26 protein-coding genes are annotated in these 16,623 nt (G+C 40.9%); all 26 read left to right on the top strand.

Annotated elements, in window-relative coordinates; all coding sequences use genetic code 11:
- Positions 1 to 25 precede the first annotated feature (25 nt).
- The 26 genes from IPF37_06530 to IPF37_06405 all read left to right on the top strand — a co-directional run bounded on the left by IPF37_06530 (position 26) and on the right by IPF37_06405 (position 16,554).
- Positions 26 to 625 (top strand): ankyrin repeat domain-containing protein, encoded by a 600-nt coding sequence (locus IPF37_06530; GenBank protein QQR49170.1) that lies wholly within the window; start codon positions 26 to 28, stop codon positions 623 to 625.
- 50 nt (positions 626 to 675) lie between these two features.
- Complete coding sequence (locus IPF37_06525; GenBank protein QQR49169.1) at positions 676 to 1,161, top strand: ankyrin repeat domain-containing protein; 486 nt, start codon at positions 676 to 678, stop codon at positions 1,159 to 1,161.
- A 34-nt stretch (positions 1,162 to 1,195) separates the two neighbouring features.
- A complete protein-coding gene (locus IPF37_06520; GenBank protein QQR49168.1) occupies positions 1,196 to 1,801 on the top strand; it encodes an ankyrin repeat domain-containing protein in 606 nt (201 codons plus the stop codon).
- Positions 1,802 to 1,819: 18 nt separating this feature from the next.
- Positions 1,820 to 2,440, top strand: coding sequence for an ankyrin repeat domain-containing protein (locus IPF37_06515; protein QQR49167.1), 621 nt, complete (start codon positions 1,820 to 1,822; stop codon positions 2,438 to 2,440).
- A 142-nt stretch (positions 2,441 to 2,582) separates the two neighbouring features.
- Positions 2,583 to 3,470, top strand: a complete 888-nt coding sequence (locus IPF37_06510; protein ID QQR49166.1) for an ankyrin repeat domain-containing protein — start codon at positions 2,583 to 2,585, stop codon at positions 3,468 to 3,470.
- A 23-nt stretch (positions 3,471 to 3,493) separates the two neighbouring features.
- Complete coding sequence (locus IPF37_06505) at positions 3,494 to 4,225, top strand: ankyrin repeat domain-containing protein (protein ID QQR49165.1); 732 nt, start codon at positions 3,494 to 3,496, stop codon at positions 4,223 to 4,225.
- A gap of 130 nt (positions 4,226 to 4,355) precedes the next feature.
- Positions 4,356 to 5,084 carry an ankyrin repeat domain-containing protein gene (locus tag IPF37_06500; protein QQR49164.1) on the top strand — a complete coding sequence of 243 codons (729 nt, stop codon included), beginning with the start codon at positions 4,356 to 4,358 and terminating at the stop codon, positions 5,082 to 5,084.
- A gap of 32 nt (positions 5,085 to 5,116) precedes the next feature.
- The gene (locus tag IPF37_06495) at positions 5,117 to 5,446 is read left to right on the top strand and encodes an ankyrin repeat domain-containing protein (GenBank protein QQR49163.1); all 330 of its coding nucleotides are present in this window, start codon (positions 5,117 to 5,119) and stop codon (positions 5,444 to 5,446) included.
- A gap of 44 nt (positions 5,447 to 5,490) precedes the next feature.
- Positions 5,491 to 6,129, top strand: a complete 639-nt coding sequence (locus IPF37_06490) for an ankyrin repeat domain-containing protein (GenBank protein QQR49162.1) — start codon at positions 5,491 to 5,493, stop codon at positions 6,127 to 6,129.
- A gap of 21 nt (positions 6,130 to 6,150) precedes the next feature.
- Positions 6,151 to 6,639, top strand: coding sequence for an ankyrin repeat domain-containing protein (locus tag IPF37_06485; protein QQR49161.1), 489 nt, complete (start codon positions 6,151 to 6,153; stop codon positions 6,637 to 6,639).
- 225 nt (positions 6,640 to 6,864) lie between these two features.
- Positions 6,865 to 7,224 carry an ankyrin repeat domain-containing protein gene (locus IPF37_06480; protein QQR49160.1) on the top strand — a complete coding sequence of 120 codons (360 nt, stop codon included), beginning with the start codon at positions 6,865 to 6,867 and terminating at the stop codon, positions 7,222 to 7,224.
- 126 nt (positions 7,225 to 7,350) lie between these two features.
- Complete coding sequence (locus IPF37_06475) at positions 7,351 to 7,878, top strand: ankyrin repeat domain-containing protein (protein ID QQR49159.1); 528 nt, start codon at positions 7,351 to 7,353, stop codon at positions 7,876 to 7,878.
- Positions 7,879 to 7,924: 46 nt separating this feature from the next.
- Positions 7,925 to 8,794 carry an ankyrin repeat domain-containing protein gene (locus IPF37_06470; protein QQR49158.1) on the top strand — a complete coding sequence of 290 codons (870 nt, stop codon included), beginning with the start codon at positions 7,925 to 7,927 and terminating at the stop codon, positions 8,792 to 8,794.
- 89 nt (positions 8,795 to 8,883) lie between these two features.
- The gene (locus IPF37_06465) at positions 8,884 to 9,531 is read left to right on the top strand and encodes an ankyrin repeat domain-containing protein (GenBank protein QQR49861.1); all 648 of its coding nucleotides are present in this window, start codon (positions 8,884 to 8,886) and stop codon (positions 9,529 to 9,531) included.
- A gap of 41 nt (positions 9,532 to 9,572) precedes the next feature.
- On the top strand, positions 9,573 to 10,283 hold the full coding sequence (locus tag IPF37_06460) for an ankyrin repeat domain-containing protein (GenBank protein QQR49157.1): 711 nt from the start codon (positions 9,573 to 9,575) through the stop codon (positions 10,281 to 10,283).
- Positions 10,284 to 10,301: 18 nt separating this feature from the next.
- Positions 10,302 to 10,814: an ankyrin repeat domain-containing protein gene (locus IPF37_06455; GenBank protein QQR49156.1), complete on the top strand. Its 513-nt coding sequence runs from the start codon at positions 10,302 to 10,304 to the stop codon at positions 10,812 to 10,814.
- 33 nt (positions 10,815 to 10,847) lie between these two features.
- Positions 10,848 to 11,570 carry an ankyrin repeat domain-containing protein gene (locus IPF37_06450; GenBank protein QQR49155.1) on the top strand — a complete coding sequence of 241 codons (723 nt, stop codon included), beginning with the start codon at positions 10,848 to 10,850 and terminating at the stop codon, positions 11,568 to 11,570.
- A 26-nt stretch (positions 11,571 to 11,596) separates the two neighbouring features.
- Positions 11,597 to 12,115: an ankyrin repeat domain-containing protein gene (locus tag IPF37_06445; GenBank protein QQR49154.1), complete on the top strand. Its 519-nt coding sequence runs from the start codon at positions 11,597 to 11,599 to the stop codon at positions 12,113 to 12,115.
- Positions 12,108 to 12,614 carry an ankyrin repeat domain-containing protein gene (locus IPF37_06440; GenBank protein ID QQR49153.1) on the top strand — a complete coding sequence of 169 codons (507 nt, stop codon included), beginning with the start codon at positions 12,108 to 12,110 and terminating at the stop codon, positions 12,612 to 12,614. The genes IPF37_06445 and IPF37_06440 overlap by 8 nt, the downstream gene beginning before the upstream one ends.
- Complete coding sequence (locus IPF37_06435) at positions 12,607 to 13,236, top strand: ankyrin repeat domain-containing protein (GenBank protein QQR49152.1); 630 nt, start codon at positions 12,607 to 12,609, stop codon at positions 13,234 to 13,236. Before IPF37_06440 ends, IPF37_06435 begins: the two co-directional genes overlap by 8 nt.
- On the top strand, positions 13,233 to 14,051 hold the full coding sequence (locus IPF37_06430; protein ID QQR49151.1) for an ankyrin repeat domain-containing protein: 819 nt from the start codon (positions 13,233 to 13,235) through the stop codon (positions 14,049 to 14,051). Before IPF37_06435 ends, IPF37_06430 begins: the two co-directional genes overlap by 4 nt.
- Positions 14,044 to 14,289: a hypothetical protein gene (locus IPF37_06425; GenBank protein QQR49150.1), complete on the top strand. Its 246-nt coding sequence runs from the start codon at positions 14,044 to 14,046 to the stop codon at positions 14,287 to 14,289. The genes IPF37_06430 and IPF37_06425 overlap by 8 nt, the downstream gene beginning before the upstream one ends.
- An 18-nt stretch (positions 14,290 to 14,307) precedes the next feature.
- Positions 14,308 to 14,445: an ankyrin repeat domain-containing protein gene (locus IPF37_06420; GenBank protein QQR49860.1), complete on the top strand. Its 138-nt coding sequence runs from the start codon at positions 14,308 to 14,310 to the stop codon at positions 14,443 to 14,445.
- Between the two features lie 147 nt (positions 14,446 to 14,592).
- Positions 14,593 to 15,075 (top strand): ankyrin repeat domain-containing protein, encoded by a 483-nt coding sequence (locus tag IPF37_06415; protein ID QQR49149.1) that lies wholly within the window; start codon positions 14,593 to 14,595, stop codon positions 15,073 to 15,075.
- A gap of 313 nt (positions 15,076 to 15,388) precedes the next feature.
- Positions 15,389 to 15,739 (top strand): ankyrin repeat domain-containing protein, encoded by a 351-nt coding sequence (locus tag IPF37_06410; protein ID QQR49148.1) that lies wholly within the window; start codon positions 15,389 to 15,391, stop codon positions 15,737 to 15,739.
- 170 nt (positions 15,740 to 15,909) lie between these two features.
- A complete protein-coding gene (locus tag IPF37_06405; protein QQR49147.1) occupies positions 15,910 to 16,554 on the top strand; it encodes an ankyrin repeat domain-containing protein in 645 nt (214 codons plus the stop codon).
- Positions 16,555 to 16,623 lie beyond the last annotated feature (69 nt).

Here is a 16,623-nt window from a genome sequence, read left to right as displayed (position 1 = left end):
AATTTAGCCAACGAAACTTAAAATCATGAACACAAAAATTAAAGTATTATGTTTAGTCGCTCTTGCTTTTTCAACCAACGCCGCGCCAATGGCAAGCGGCTGGACGGAACTTCACAAAGCTGCAAACAATGATGATGCTAAAACAATCGCTCGCCTTTTAGAACCGAAGGATGGTACTGACAATGTTAATCCTAACATTAAGTCTCAAGACAGCAGGCGGGAGACGGCTCTTCATATTGCCGCCAAGTATGGTCATACTGAATGTGTACGAGAACTTTTAAATGCAGGTGCTTCTGTTTCTGCGTGGAGTAATAACGACACGCCACTTCATTGTGCGGCTCAGTTTGGCCATCTCAAATGTTTGAAAGCTCTTTTAAACGGTGGCGCTAAGGTAAACGCTCACGATCCTCATTCTACCAACTGGACTCCTCTTCACTATGCAGCTTTAAACGGCCATCTTGATTGCGTAATGGCACTTGTCATTAATGGTGCTATAATTTTACCTGATACTTTAAAGCAAACACCTGTTGATTTTGCAAGACAATATGGCTACCACGAAATCGTAAACTATTTAAATGCAACGCCTGCAGAACAAGAATACCAAGCAGTTCTTGCTGACTTCTGAAATATTATCATCGAGTGAACACATACTATTTTAATCAATGAAAGAAGATCATGAACATAAAAATCTTATCGTTATTTTTAATCACTCTTGCTTGTGTAAACAACGCAAAATCGGCAACAACAGCCCTTCATGAAGCGGCAGACAATGGCAATGTAGCAGAACTAGAAAGACTTTTGGCAACAAAACAATTCAATATTGAAGCTCAAGATGTCCATGGATTAACATCGCTTCATTACGCCGCATGGAAAAACCAACCGCCTTGCATTACCACGCTTCTACAACATGGTGCTAACGTTAATATCAAAGATCAGCACCACTGGACGCCACTACACTTTGCTGCCTTTTGTGGCCACTATGCGTGCGCCATAAGGCTTGTAAATGGTGGTGCTGATATTTCTGCCGCTACTGATGAGGGTAAAACACCAGTCATGCTTGCAGCATGCGCACACAAATTCTCGATTGTAGAATATTTACACAAGAAAGAACTAGAACAAGAACAAAAGGCAACAACGAATGAGAGCGTACTAACCAAATAAAATAATTATGTTATTTTTGAGAGAGGATTTTATCATGAACAGAAATTTTGTAGGACTATGTTTATTGATAGGGACGTTACCAACCAAGGCCATCCCAGCCTCTCATTTCATTCATGGTAACATGATGCCATTGCACTATGCTGCTCAAGCTGGCAATGTTGAAAAAATAAAAGAACTTTTACACAATCATGCCAACGTAAATGCTATAGACAGCGCAGGATGGACACCGCTACACCATGCCGCTCGCGCTATTCCCATGACACATAAACACGTTAAATGTATCACCAAGCTACTCTTGTATGGCGCTAAAATTAATGCGGCAGACAACAACGACTTAACCATTCTTCATCATGCAGCTATCTGTGGCAACATCGAAAAATTACAGCTTTTTGCAAAACTATTTAGAGAACATAAAGCAACCATGGACCCAGTAGCATTATATGGCAGAACGCCCTTGCATTTTGCTGTCAGCAAAGGTCATGTTGAATGCGCAGAAATACTCATACAATACGGCGCTAACACCGCACTGACAACCATCTTTGGCACATCACTTGCTATGCTTGCCACACAAAATGGCCATCAAAAAATGAATTCCGTCTTAAACAACGCATTACATAACAATAATCATTCCTCTGAATAATAGTAAGCGCTTACTACCATGAATAAAAAAATTCTTGGGTTATTTTTAGTCGCCATCACAAGCTCAACCAACACGGCCCTGGCAATAACAGCACTTCACTACGCAGCCAAAACAGGCAACCGCGAAGATATAAAACGACTCATCACGTTTGGTTTTGATATCAATGCCAAAGACGAACATGGCTGGCAGCCATTGCATTATGCTGCGTTCAATGGACACCGTACATGCGTAGAAGAACTTTTACAACAACGAGCTGCAATATTTAGTAAAGACAATCACGGTTGTACGGCGCTGCATTATGCCGCTGGACGAGGGCACGCTTCTTGCTTATCAATGCTTTTAAAAGCCGGTGTGGATATTAATGCCAAAAACATTGAGGGCATAACACCGCTTCATGTTGCCATTTTTTACGGCCACTACAACTGCATACTCATTTTGGTAGAAAAAGGCGCTTCGCTCAATGATACCATCAACTCTGGAAACTTACGCGGAAACACCCCAGAAATGCTAGCAGCATTATGCGGCTACAACAATTTAGCTCGTTTACTCTGCACCGTTCGTCAAGAACGAAATGATCGATTTTGTTATGGTTTTTGCACAATGCTATCAAACATGCTCGGCGACAGGTCAGACGCTTAAAGAAGTAAAAAACATTGACCCGTCGCCACTCTTTAACAACGTTCAACTTTTTCTTGTAACTCTTCATCTTCTCACGATACATTTGTGCCATCCGTACGTGTCATTATTCTTATACGATTATTATGGGGAGATGGGATAAATAATGACTAAAAAATTTATACTATTCTTTTTCTGTGCTTTAACAATCTTGAGCGCAAACTTACCAGTATCTGCTGCATTAAAACGTTTCACTTCCCAGTCTACAACAAATCTGCCCGCAGCACTTACTCACGTCCCATCAGCTTTAGCAGCGTTAAAACGTTCCCGATCGGTCACTGTTCCGCCCGCCTTGCCAGAAACTGTATCACAACGCACACTCTCAACAACAATACCCGTCACTCAACAGACATCGCAAGAACCGCATCAACAATGTACGTGGACACCGCTTCACGATGCATGCTGGAAGGGAGACTCAGAACGCGTGCAACAACTCATAGCACAAGGAGCAAAAGTTAATGCGCAAGATCTTAATGGAGACACCCCGCTTCATTTTGCCGCAGGTAACCGCCACATAGAAAACATGATAGCTCTTGTCGAAGCCGGCGCAATTGTTAATAGTGTCTCGCACAAGGGCTCGACGCCTCTTCATGTGGCCGTTTTGCACGGCCACATTGCAAATGTGCAAGAATTATTATCATTTGGTGCCAATACAAAATACTTCATACAATCGGGCAAATGCGCAGGTCAAAGTCCCTTTTCTTTGGCTCTGAGCAACCATTATCATGCACTTGCTCGCCTCTTTATTGATGTAGAAACCTATGGTTCATTAGCAGCTACTGTCATTACAAAAACAAAAGACGATCGCTGCCATTCGTGCCAAAAGCCCTTTATTCCGCATGCATTGTGCATAAGTTTATGTATGCACCATGATTTTTGCAAAAAATGCATCAAGGCCTCTAACGACAAACCACCACTACTTGAATGTGAAGAATGTATAAAAAGTTTTAATCCAGAAAACCTACTCATCCGTGTTGTCGCCAATAGAAAATGATACCATGCAAATCGGAGAACATAATGATCGCTACAAAATACTTATTGATGCTCTTACTCTCCCTATTTTTATCAACAACCATAATGCCGGCAGCTGGTTACACCACCCCGCTTCACTATGCCGCTCAATATAACGATCTTGAACGCTTAAAACAAAATTTAGCACAAAATATTAATGCTCAAGATGAACATGGGCGTACACCTCTGCACGTTGCTGCTTTACACTGTAACTTTCATTGTTTAAAAAAACTCGTCGAAAACCGCGCTCTTGTTAACGTATCTGACAACAGCAAATTTACCGCACTTCATTATGCTGTTATAAAGGGGCATACTGAATGCGTCAAACTTCTTATCGAGCATAAAGCACTCATTGATGCCGGCGGCACTGTCGCCAAAATAACGAATTATAGGCCTCTTCATGCTGCCGCTCAGTACGGGCATCCTGCATGCCTTGAAGCATTACTCAATGCCGGTGCTGATGTAAATGTCACCGATAGTTATGGCCAAACACCACTACACTACACCACCATGCAACGCAACACCGAGTCACATTTTATTGGAATAGATGGCCATAAACAATGTGCCGAGCTCCTACTTAAAAAAGGTGCGAATGTTGCCATGACAGTACAAGGTGGGCAATTTATTGGCGCTACAGCACACACACTAGCCAACATCAATTGTTGTTACAACATTGAACAATTGATTGAACGCTGGCAAGAACCACAACCAGCTTCATGGACGTGCACATTACTTTAAAAATTTAGATCAAGAAAGGAACGTTGGCTTTTATTATTTTTACGAAATAGTCATATAAAATTTTTATGAAAGATAATAAGTATGAATAAAAGAAGAGCAATTTTTATACTCTAGTTCATAAAGGCTTAGCATGAAAAAACTCATCCTATTTTTCCCTGCCATACTAATATTTTTTAGTGCTGGAAACGTATTTTCACAAGTACACACACCGTTACATGAAGCCGCAAGTAGCGGCAATTATGTACTTCTCAGTCAACTTATCACTGATGGCGCTGAAATTGAAGCACAAGACGAATACCAGGCAACACCTCTGCACCTAGCAGTACTACACGACCATGTTGAATGCGTTACAGCACTGCTACAAAACTATGCCAACGTCAATGCTCAAGGACTTAGTTTATTAACGCCACTTCATGTGGCTGCTTTTTTTGATCGTCCCAACTGTATGCGCGCATTATTAGCTCATCAACCTCAACCTGACATCGATACACAAACCCTTCGAGGCGAAACGCCTCTGTACTTGGCGGTGCACTCAGGATCTATCGATTGCGTACAGCAACTGCTTAAAAGCGGCGCAAACCACAAAATCTGCACACATGGCAACTGGGCACCACTCCACAAAGCAGCAAAGCGCGGCCACATCGCTTGCTTAACATTACTAATACACTATGGCGCTGATATATCGGCTCAAAATTGCGGCTTTACGCCAATGCAATTAGCAAAAGATTACAACCACCGATCTTGCATTGAGATCCTTGCTCACGCTGAAAAAATACGCTTGGCACAACAGCTAACACCACTTGAAAACCCAGAATTTTATATCGCATCGTTATTTTTAGATGATGAAATAGACACGTGAAAGCCCTCGGTTATGCAAGGAACCCAAAAATTATGAATTTTTATTTTTTTATTATCTTACTTTTTATCACAACGCCAACACAACCTGCAGCAGCTACCGAAAAACCAACAGAGAAAACTCCACGCTTTTCTACTAACTTGCAAGCGTACGAATATTTACTTTGTTGTGATAAGCCAGGACAAATACTTGATAAGTATGATAATACCTTACTGCACCTTGCAGCTTACCACGGTCATTTACCATGGATTAAACATTTCCTTAAAATTGGTACCAATATAAATGCTCAACAAAAACTCATTTATGGACTCCGCTCCATTGCGCCGCCATTAATAATCATAAACTATGTCTTGAATATCTCATAAAAAATGGTGCTTTCAACCTACCCGACAATGAATTGTACACCCCGTTGCATTATGTTGCACTCAACAACTATCGAGCATGCATACCAATTTTTACTCAATACAAATTCGATTTTAATGTCAAAACAATTGAAGGCTACACGCCCTTACATCTTGCAACCAGGCAAGATTGTCGCGATATGGTCTGCGACCTTATCCTGCACGGAGCAGATGTTGATGAACGCGACAAACAAAGACGTACGCCACTACACCATGCCGCATTTTATAATTGCTTTGATATTGCTTTCAATCTTATTTTATACAAAGCGAATGTTAAGGTCGAAGACCGCAAACACAACACACCACTTCACTATGCGGCACAAAATAACAACCAAGCCATTGTAGAGATGCTCATCCGCCATGGAGCTGACGTCAATACTACCAATGCCAAAGGAAAAATTCCTCTTCATTTAGCAGCCGAACGTAATAATTTTATATGTGTAAAATTATTGATGGAAGCCAAAAGTGATGCGTCTATGATCGATAATAGCGGCAACACGCCAACACAATATGCGCTACTAAACGGCCATATAAACATTGCAGACTATTTAGAACTCGCCTCTCGTCAAAAGTCTACCAGCATCGAACAGCTCGCTGACGTATTAAATAAATTTCGCCTCAAAAGAAGTAAGACTTTTTCATCATAAACCATAAGGAGATTCAATATCATGTCAAAAAAAAATACTCTCTTACAAATAACACTCTTCGTTACGCTTATCATAACAAACAGTATATTGCCAGCAAGTCAGGCAACCTCAACAAAAACTTGTTATGACACATATATCTCACTCAACAAACAAGGTATTTCAAGAAGAGTTCTTGGTCGTGCTGTAGAACTTGCTAAAAAAAATAAGCTCAATTCTCTGCATATACAAGCGTTAACTGATTATCAAAACCCACAAGATATTCTTGCAGTACTCATTATCGATCATCAAACACCTGTTGATGTTCAAGACATCAACGGTTGTACAGCACTTCACGTGGCAGCCATGTACAATAATGTTACGTGTGCACGCGCCTTGGTACAAGAACACCATGCCAACCTTAACGCATTAAACAACGACGGCAAGACGCCAGAAAGGCTTGCACAAGAACATGGCCATATCGATCTTGCAAATTATCTACGCGCTCAACGTGATGAACAAGAAATTTTGTAACCACCTTATCGAACAAGACGTCCATCATGAAGAGTAAAAAAAATAAGCAAAGTAAGAACAACACATAAAATTTTCATTCATTACCACAACAATCTTGAATCTCGCTTTAAACTTAGGTATGCTTGCGCCAATTATATATTTACCATTATTAATAAATAGTTTATTCGCACTAAAATACAAGGAACAAACAAAAATATCGTTCTTCAACCATAAAAAAGGAAAATCATGTATCAAAAAATTATCATATCATGCTTACTCGCTTTTACAGTCTCAAGCAGCGCCCACTCTGCCGCCGAATATATAAAAAAAACATCGTTGCACGGCGCAGCAAAAAGAGGCGACTTGAGCGCCCTCGATCGTCATGCAAAGCACAATTCTTCAAATATCAACCAACAGGCAAGGCCTCACGGATGGACGCCACTGCATTATGCCGCCTTCTACGACCACACCGCGTGCGTAGAATGTTTAATTTCCTATGACGCAGACACCACCATCAAGGACAAGCACGGCAAAACAGCGCTCGATCTTGCAAGACAAAAAGGCTATTTCTTAATTGTAGAAATTATAGAAGGACATGAGCGCTAATTATCAGCGTTATAGACGTTTGCAATTCAGAAAAGAATTCAGAAAGGAGAAATCTTGAATGAAAAATATAGAGAATTTTACCTGCTACTCATAATGGCTTTTATTACCAACACGCTACACGCGGGCATGAGATCAATACACAAAGCAGCACAACATGGCAATGCCGAAGACTTACAAAGACTTATAAAAAATGGCGCGAATGTGAATACAAAATGTGATGATGACGCAACACCACTGCACTACGCCGCTTTTAACGGCCACGTTGAATGCGTAAAAATATTGCTGGGCGAAAAGGATATATTTGTAAACGTTCATACAAAGCTCTGCGGCTCAACACCACTCCATTTTGCTGCAAGAAATAATCATTTTGAAATCGTACAATTACTCTTAAAAAAAGGAGCTTCTTTTAATGCAACAGACCGTGACGGCTTTACGCCAGAAGAACGAGCAGAGTTCAATGATTTTTTTGATATGGCACGGTATCTGGGCAACGTTCGTCACGCACAGTTCATTAACATCCAAGACGAAGTAACAGGAAAAAACGATACACAGAACGATAGTGATACTGACGAAATCAATCGTTCTTTTGACCAAGATTATCATAAGACTATTACAAACTTAGAAACAGAAAAGCAAGACCTGATGAAAGAATAAAAAATGATATGACAAAATTTTGTTAAAATCAGAGAGGCAAAAGATCGTGAATAAAAATATTCTCGTACCACTTTTACTCATATTTACACAACACAATCGCATTCTACCTGCAGCCTGGACAGAACTGCATGAAGCTGCCTATGCAGGTAATATCAACCTCATACAGGAAGTCATAACATACCATGCACATGTAAAAGCCGTCGTAAATGCACTTGATCCTTCAGGATGGGCACCGCTTCATTATGCAGCTGCCTTTAACCACTCACAATGCATAGAATTGCTTGTTAAACATGGAGCCCGCATCAACCTTCCTGGTTCAGATTTACAATTTACACCGCTGCATTGCGCTATTAAAACGGGGCACCTTGAATCCATCCAAAAACTTATCCATCTTGGCGCCAACGTTAATGCCAAGGGAGAAAATGGCCTAACACCACTGCATTGCGCAGCAGCTTGCGGACACTTCGACTGCGTTGCAGAACTTATGGTATATTCTGCAGATACCAGCGCTCCCCTCACGGCAGGCCATTTTGTTGGTGAAACACCAGAAGAAACGGCTGCGCGGTGTGGTCATCACCACATTGCCCAAGTCCTAGCAATTTTTAGGCGGCGCAACGATCTTAAACTTTCTGAACAAGTACTATCAAAATGCAACGAACTCAGTACTGAGACAAAAGATACTCTTAAACGAAAAAGTACAAAATTCTCTCAATCATTATCTTCGCTGCCTTCACTACCTTCAGCACCCTCTTTCGCGTCATTACCTTCACGACCATCATTACCATCCACGCCTTCATTTCCTTCGCTACCTTCATCGCTTCCCTCATTTTCTTCACGATCTTCATTTGACTCACTCCCTTCGCTTCGCTCATCACTCTCTTCATTGCCATCATTGCCTTTTGGTCACAAAAAATAATCTGTTTCTCAACCTTATAATCCTGAGGAGACTATAAAAATCATCGTTACAAAGTACATAAAAAAAAGGATGCAGATCATGAATAAGAAATTTTTAGCATTATTTTTGATTGCTTTGATAAATTCAACAATCGCTACACCAGCTGCCAAAGAAAGCCATTTCAGGACTATCCTCTTCGAACAGCAGTCTTAACCGACAACTTTGAAGAACTAAAAGCTCTTATAGCCAATGGCGCAGATGTTCATATCACAACAAAAAACGGCCGCACACTCCTACATTGCGCTACCTTACTGGGCAACCTTGAATGCTTGAGAGAATTACTCAAGCATCATAACAATATCAACGCTCAAGATCATCAGGGAAATACACCGCTCCACCTTGCTACTCAAATTGACAACTTTGCCTACCGTAACACCAATTGCATTGAGCTCTTACTTGAATCTGGCGCCGAACTTAATGCAATAAATCACGCCGGCGAAACCCCACTGTTGTGCGCTGTCTCATCTGGCTGGGTCCAAGCCGCTCAACTACTCATAAAAAGTGGCGCCAACACCACCATAAAAACAGTTACTGACCAGACTATCACCAGCATTGCCTTGAAAAGTAACAACGAAGAGATGAAGCTACTGTTATTAGCAACAGGCAGAAGAAAAAGCATCCAAAAGAAAAACGAGAACAGAAGAAAAACGAGCAAATCTTTACCAAACTTACGTGACCTGCAGGGATGGATGAAATGAAACAGTTAAATAATCAAATCAAAAAATTAAAAGGAAAAATCATGAATAAAAAATGTTTAGCATTATTGTTACTCACACTTAGCCTGACCACCAACGCACTGCCAGCGGCATATGGAGAGGTAAGAGCAAGCGATCCAGGCGTTACCAAAATTCATGTAGCAGCCGCACAAGGTAATTATTGGTATTTACACTTCAATCTCACTTCAGACAACATTAACCTTCCAGACGGCACTGGCTCCACGCCACTTTTTTATGCTGTCGAAAACGGCCAGATCGGAAGCACTGTGCACCTTATTGATTATGACGCCGATGTTCATGCTCGAAATAAAGGTGGAGCAACACCACTTCACTATGCTGTTTTTGGTAACAGTCCTATGTGTTTTAGGTTGCTCATTGAACAAGGTGCCGACGTTAACGCTCTCGATGAAAACAAAGCCACACCGCTGCATATTTTTGCTTCTTTAGAAACACCACAAGAATCCGCAGAAGAACGCCAAAAAGAACTCGAATGCATACAAATACTTTTAGCAAATGGGGCCGATATTAAGCTCAAAACAGTCTTTGATAAAACAGTCTTTGATCTTGCGAAAGAATCTGGACGTGATGACATCACAGCGCTGTTGAAGAAATATACAAAAAAAAGAATCGCCGCACTTAAACAAAAACTGGATCAATTAGAACAAAAAGAACAGGCAGAAAAACAAAACAAGAAACAAATAGCTGGTGAAATAGCGGCCTATAAAAAAGTATAAAAAAGGAAATAATAAATCATGAATAAGAAATTTATACAGTTATTTTTAATTACACTCGCGTTCATAAAAACCGCTTTACCTCAAACAAATCCCCCACAAGAAACGCCCTTGCATTTCCATGCTCAAAACAATAATTATAACGAATTACGTTTTTTACTTTCTGATCGAAATCCCAGCAAATACAATATCAATGCTTTCGATCAAGATGGCTACACTGCGTTACATTGGGCAGCTCAAAACGGCCACCCATTTTGCGTTTATTTACTCGAACGAGCTAAAGCCGACTTCAATATAACAGATCTCAACGGCAACACAGCAGCAGATTTGGCAAGACAACATGGGCATGATCAGCTTGCAAATTTTTTAACAGAAGTAGCACAAGAGCAATGGGACAAGCGCCACGGAAAAAAAGAAATAGTGATAACACTTGAAGACCTTGCTCCCGAAGACATCGTCGAAGACAGTGATGGTCCTTTGGCAAAAAAAATGTGGTCGGCCCAGGCAAATGCAAAAAAGATAAGCACAGAATGATCTTAAACTCTCAATAACTGGAGATTTTTAATCATGAATAAAAAAATTTTAGCATTATGTTCTCTATCGCTTGCACTCACCGTCAACGCGCTGCCCGCAGCTAAAAACTCAGGACAAAAACTTTTAGCAGAACTTCTCTTACACGACCTAAAATTGAACAACATCGAAAGCTTTAAAAAAAATTTAAAAAACTGCAGGAACGTGGATATGATTGTTGACAGCGAAACACAAGAAACACTTTTGCATTATGCTGCCCTGTGGGGCCGACTGGAATTCATCGAAGTGCTGCTAGAAAAAAAAGCCTCAGTAGATGCCCTTGACCATGAGCTTTTAACACCTTTGCATCGAGCCATCATCGAAAACCAAACTCAATGCGCGGCAAAACTCATAAAACACGGTGCTGATGTAAACCTAGCGGATAACGAAAGCGGAACGCCATTGCACGCAGCAGCCTTCTCTGGCTTTATAGAAAATCTACAATTACTTCTTAACAGCAAAGCAAATGTTAACGCGGTAGATAAGGACAATATTACTCCACTTCACGAAGCTGCTTTTGCCGGAAAAACCGAATCAATACGCGAACTTTTAGCTTATAATGCTGATATCACGGTCAAAGTCAATAATCCTAAACTTACCGCACATGGAAAAACAGCATTAGAGATTGCTCAACGGGAGGGGTATGTCGAAATCGTAACACTTTTACAAGAAGCCGAAGAACAACAATCAGTAGTTGTAGAAACAGAAGTATCAAACTAATTATTTTTGAAGAAAAGAAAAAAATCGTGAATAAAAAATTTGCAGCATTATTTTTTATCATCTTTACACTCACTAAAAGCGCCCTGCCAATACCGCCCTTACTAGAAGGCTTTACGCACTATCATCGAGCCGCATGGTACAGCGACGTTGCAACCATAAACAATCTATTAGTCAACGGTTACTCGCCTGATGTTCAAGACGAATTTGGTTGGACAGCTTTGCATATAGCAGCCGCATGGGGCCATTTTGCATGCGTTATAGCATTGGTACAAAACGGTGCAGACATATTTTTAGAAACAAATAATAATCAAACAGCTGAGGAATTGGCATGGCAATATCGTCAGTTAACGCCAGAATGTCATCATGAAAAAATATGGTTTTATTTAAAAACAGAACGAGAGAAATACGAACGACAAGCAAACAAAATAGAACTCGCGAAAATACGCGACATGCAACGAGCAGAAAAAAAAGAATTCAAAAGAATGCGCAAATACCAAAAAGATCTAGAAAAAACATTTGCGACAGAGGCTATGGATTGTGAATAGAGAAGTTTTAACATCATGTTTGATGGCTTTAGGACTCGCTGCTAACACACTGTCGACAGCTCTCTACCCTTTTGGTTGGACCGAACTACACATAGCCATTCTTTACCACCATTCAGAAATTGAAAAAGTCGAAAAACTTTTAGTTTCTGGGTACACAATAGATACCCAAGATAAAACTGGCTGGACACCATTGCATTATGCTGCCGTTTGGGGTTATCTTACATGCGTAAAAGCGTTGGTGGAACATGGCGCAAATATTTTTTTAAAAACAAACGATCAAGAAACCGCCGAAGCACTTGCAAGAAAATGGCAGTATCATGATATTGCACATTATTTAGAAATAAAACGAGAAGAACAAGTTAAACAACAACTACACACATGGCGAGAAAGGCGAGCAAAACAAAAAAGAATCGAAATAGAACGCGAATATCAAGAAGATCTAGAAAGAGCATTTAACAGAACAAGAAAGAAGTATGAGGACAGACACCATCATGAATAAAAAAAAATTAGCATTATTTTTAGTATCGCTTGCATTAACCAACAACGCTCTACCTGCAAGCATGAAGCCCGAAGACAACTGCACAGAATGCTCACTAAAACGCAATGGAACACGGTTGCACAATCTCGCGCGAAAAGGCGAAGAAGAACAATTACAAGAATTGCTCGCTAAAAAAATTTTTGACGTTAATGCCGTCGATGAACAAGGAAATACCCCCCTTCATCTGGCCGCCCAAGGCGGACACACCTACTGTTGTTTAATAACACTCTGGCGCGCTGGCGCTGACCGCCACCTTGTCAACAATGATGGCGATGACGCAGTAACTGTAGCAGAAAAAAATGGACACCATTTACTAGCACGAACTTTGCAAGAAAAATACGACAACCACTACAGCGACGACGACGAGAAAGCAGAAAACATCGACACCATTTCTCCCGAAGATGAAGACAAACTCGATGCCTTATTTGAAAAAATGTGTGCAGAAAAACCGATACGTTTGTCAAACAGCGAACTACCAAAAAATAACAGTCTCGACTCATTCGATTCTCTCGAAAAATTACTGAGTGAACTCAAAGAACACGAACATGAAAGAAAGCTTGATCAAGAAGGATCACGATCATGAACAAAAAAATCGTCCTATTTTTACTGACATTCGCGCTCACTAAAAACATACTACCGGCAAGCAATCCACTTTATCAAGTAGCCGATGATGGCGAAACGCCACTTCATAAAGCTTCCCGCCATGGCAACAACACCTTATTAAGAAAAATATTAGCAGTTAATTCTTGCGATAAATACAAAGACACGCCACTGCATCATGCTGCTTACAACGGCGAGCTTAAATGTTTACAAACTCTCCTCAAACGCGGCGCCACCGTTGATGCTCGTAATAATAAAAATAAAACGCCATTGCATGATGCTGCTTCACAAGGATACGCAGACTGCGTTCAAGAACTTTTGGCCAATGATGCTAATGTTAATGCCCAAGATCGCTATGGAGCAACGCCACTTCATAAAGCAGCTTACAAAGGCTGGCTTGAATGCCTTAATGAACTTTTAAAACATGCAAAGGTCAACGCTCCAACCAAAACACAGGCAACGCCGCTACATTATGCTGCATCGGCAGGCCGTCCAAAATGCGTACAAATGCTCTTAAAAAATGGCGCCACATGTGATGCAGAAAACGGCCATAAAAACACACCTCTTCATTTAGCAGCAAAAAATGGCAAGACCAGATGCGTGACCATCCTCGTCGAACATGGTGCTAATCGAGAAGCTCAAAACATCAACAGCAAAACCCCTGCTGCTCTTGCAGAAGAAAATGGCTATCTCGAAATTGCAAACTACATAAGAAATGCAGAACATGAAACTGATATCATTAAAGCTTTTATGAACATGTTTCTGAAAGACACTACGGACTTTGTCGATCATGAATAAGATCTTACGTGGTCTCATGTCCATCATGTTCGCCTTACTAGCTTTTGTCTTACTTTCCGTTAATGCTCAACCAACAGCACCTAAGCCCCCACACCGAAAAAGTTTTCGTGCACAAACACTATGGCCACTTCATGAAGCAGTACAAGAACGCAATATCGACGCGGTTAGAGCCTTGATAGAAAGAAAATATCCCGTTAACGAAATCGACTTTGATAGAGCGTGGACGCCGCTTCATTGAGCAGTAGCCTACAATACAATTGAATGCGTAAAAATACTGTTACTGAACGGCGCTAATGTTCATGCGGCAGATTACCAAGGCCTTACACCACTACATGTTGCCGCTGGCTGCGGCCACCTTGCATGCTGCGGGGTTGCTCATACAAAAAGGCGCTGATATTGCACAACAAACAAACTTCGGCATCACGCCAGCAATACTTGCAGCAAAAAAGAAAGAACAAACGGTTGTTGAATATTTAAACAGCCTTGCATAAAACGTACCGGCAACAATTAATAATTTAAAAAAGAGAAAGAATCATTAACCATGAATAAGAAATTTATAGGACTGTTTTTAGCAACCACCATCATCACCACACACGCATTTCCCGCATTAAGTAACCAATCTTGTACCCAAGAAAATGATTGGGCCCTGGCACCCATTCATAAAGCAGCACGCGATGGCCAGATTGAGACAATCAGAGAATTAATCGGAAAAAATCACGATGTCAATGATGTCGATTATGATGCAGGCTGGACACCGCTTCACGTTGCTGCATTTCACGGCAACGCACAGTGCTTTTCAGTCTTAATCGATCACCACTCCGACACAACATTACAAATCTCCAGCGGTCCTTATACTGGCTTAACCGCAGAAGCCTTAGCACGAGAAAAAGGCCATCAAGAAGTTTTGGATTTTTTTGTTCTTGAAGTTCCAGCCCCGCATTTCGCGGACATCGAAGGTACCCAAGAACCGGCAGGCAAACTAGCAGCAATTCAAGATTGGTGGGCAGAATGGTGGCGCTCATGAAAACCGCCCTCATATTTGACAGCCTTTAAAATGGCAACCCAGACACATTTACCGCACTGATTAATGCAAAAACTATCTTTGCATCCCAAAATTTTGATAACAAACACCTCAAGGGATTCAACAAAATAATTTTTAATGCACAAGAGCATTGCTATCTGTTAATCAAAGGACTATCATACCATCAATTATACAAACCCAACAAATGAAAAGGAATAGGAATGGTAAAAATTAAACAAAGAAGGAGAAACTTCGTCGACAATCACCATCCTTTTTGTGTCATAGTATGTAATTTTTTATGCGGAAAGATTAAATCATGAATAAAAAAATTTTAAAATTATTGTTCATCACGTTAACACTCACCGCCAACGCGCTTCCTGCAGCTCGCCAGTCCGGTTACCAAACCGACCTTCACTTTGCAGCAATGAATAATAACCCTGATAACATAGCACAGCTGTTAGCATCACGACTAGTTAACGTTAATGCTCAAGATAGACAAGGCTGGACAGCATTACACATTGCTGCCGCGAATGGTTATGGTGAGTGTGTATTTGTTTTAGTTCAAATGGGCGCGAATCGCTTTCTCACAACAAACAAAGGCGATACCGCAGCAGATCTTGCAGAAAAAAAGGGACATAAAAAAATGGCGCAATTTTTAAGAAGTTAACGATAAGAAGACCACGACCAAAAAAATTCCTCTCAAGTACTTACAAAAACGAAAAATAAATCTGAGAAGTTGTAATCGTAAAACTCAATTAGAAAAGGAGAAGCCGCCCAAAACCTCGCTCTCGTGTTGTGTGTCATGTTGTATTATTTTTTTCAGGGAGAATTTGAATCATGAATAAAAAAATTTTAGGATCATGTTTAGTCGCCCTCACTTTCACCGTTTATGTACAACCAGCAGCAAAATCTCAAGATGTAGAACAAACAATTCGTACTTTCATCGACCAAACTCTTAATAAACAAGACGCACTGGGCAAAACGCCTCTTCATTATGCCATTGAAACTAACAACACCGACTTTGCAAAAAAAGTTATTGCTACAGCAGGAGCAAACGTAGCATTAGCTGACAACACCGGTATCACGCCCCTCCACGTTGCTGCTTATCATGGTCGTGAAGAAATTGTAAATCTTTTGCTCAGCCGAGGAGTTGACAGTAATACAGCCGCAATCAATGGAGATACACCTCTTCATATGGCCGTCAAAGGTAACCACTTTGCTTGCGCACACACACTCGTCATCACAGGGAAGGCCGATGCTTTTGGGTTTAAAGCTCGCTTCGAACATAAAGATTATAGCGCAGCAGAACTTGCAGAAGTATTAGGTCATGAAGCATTAGTAAAATTCTTTATTGAAACAGCAAGACTAGCAGAAGCTAAACCAGAAGAACCATCAAACTTTTCTATTTTCTACCCAAGTACCTGGTTTTCAAGCTCAGCACCAGAAGCAACACCAGCTGCTGACCAACCAGCTCAACAATAAGCACATTAATATTTTGGAGGGACGCTTATCGTCCCTCCAGCAACACCACCACCACTCACTACCAACAAC

This window comes from bacterium, from assembly GCA_016699045.1.
Lineage (GTDB): Bacteria > Babelota > Babeliae > Babelales > RVW-14 > AaIE-18.
Note: the sequence above shows the minus strand (reverse complement) of the source record. Positions and strands in the feature narration are given on the sequence as shown.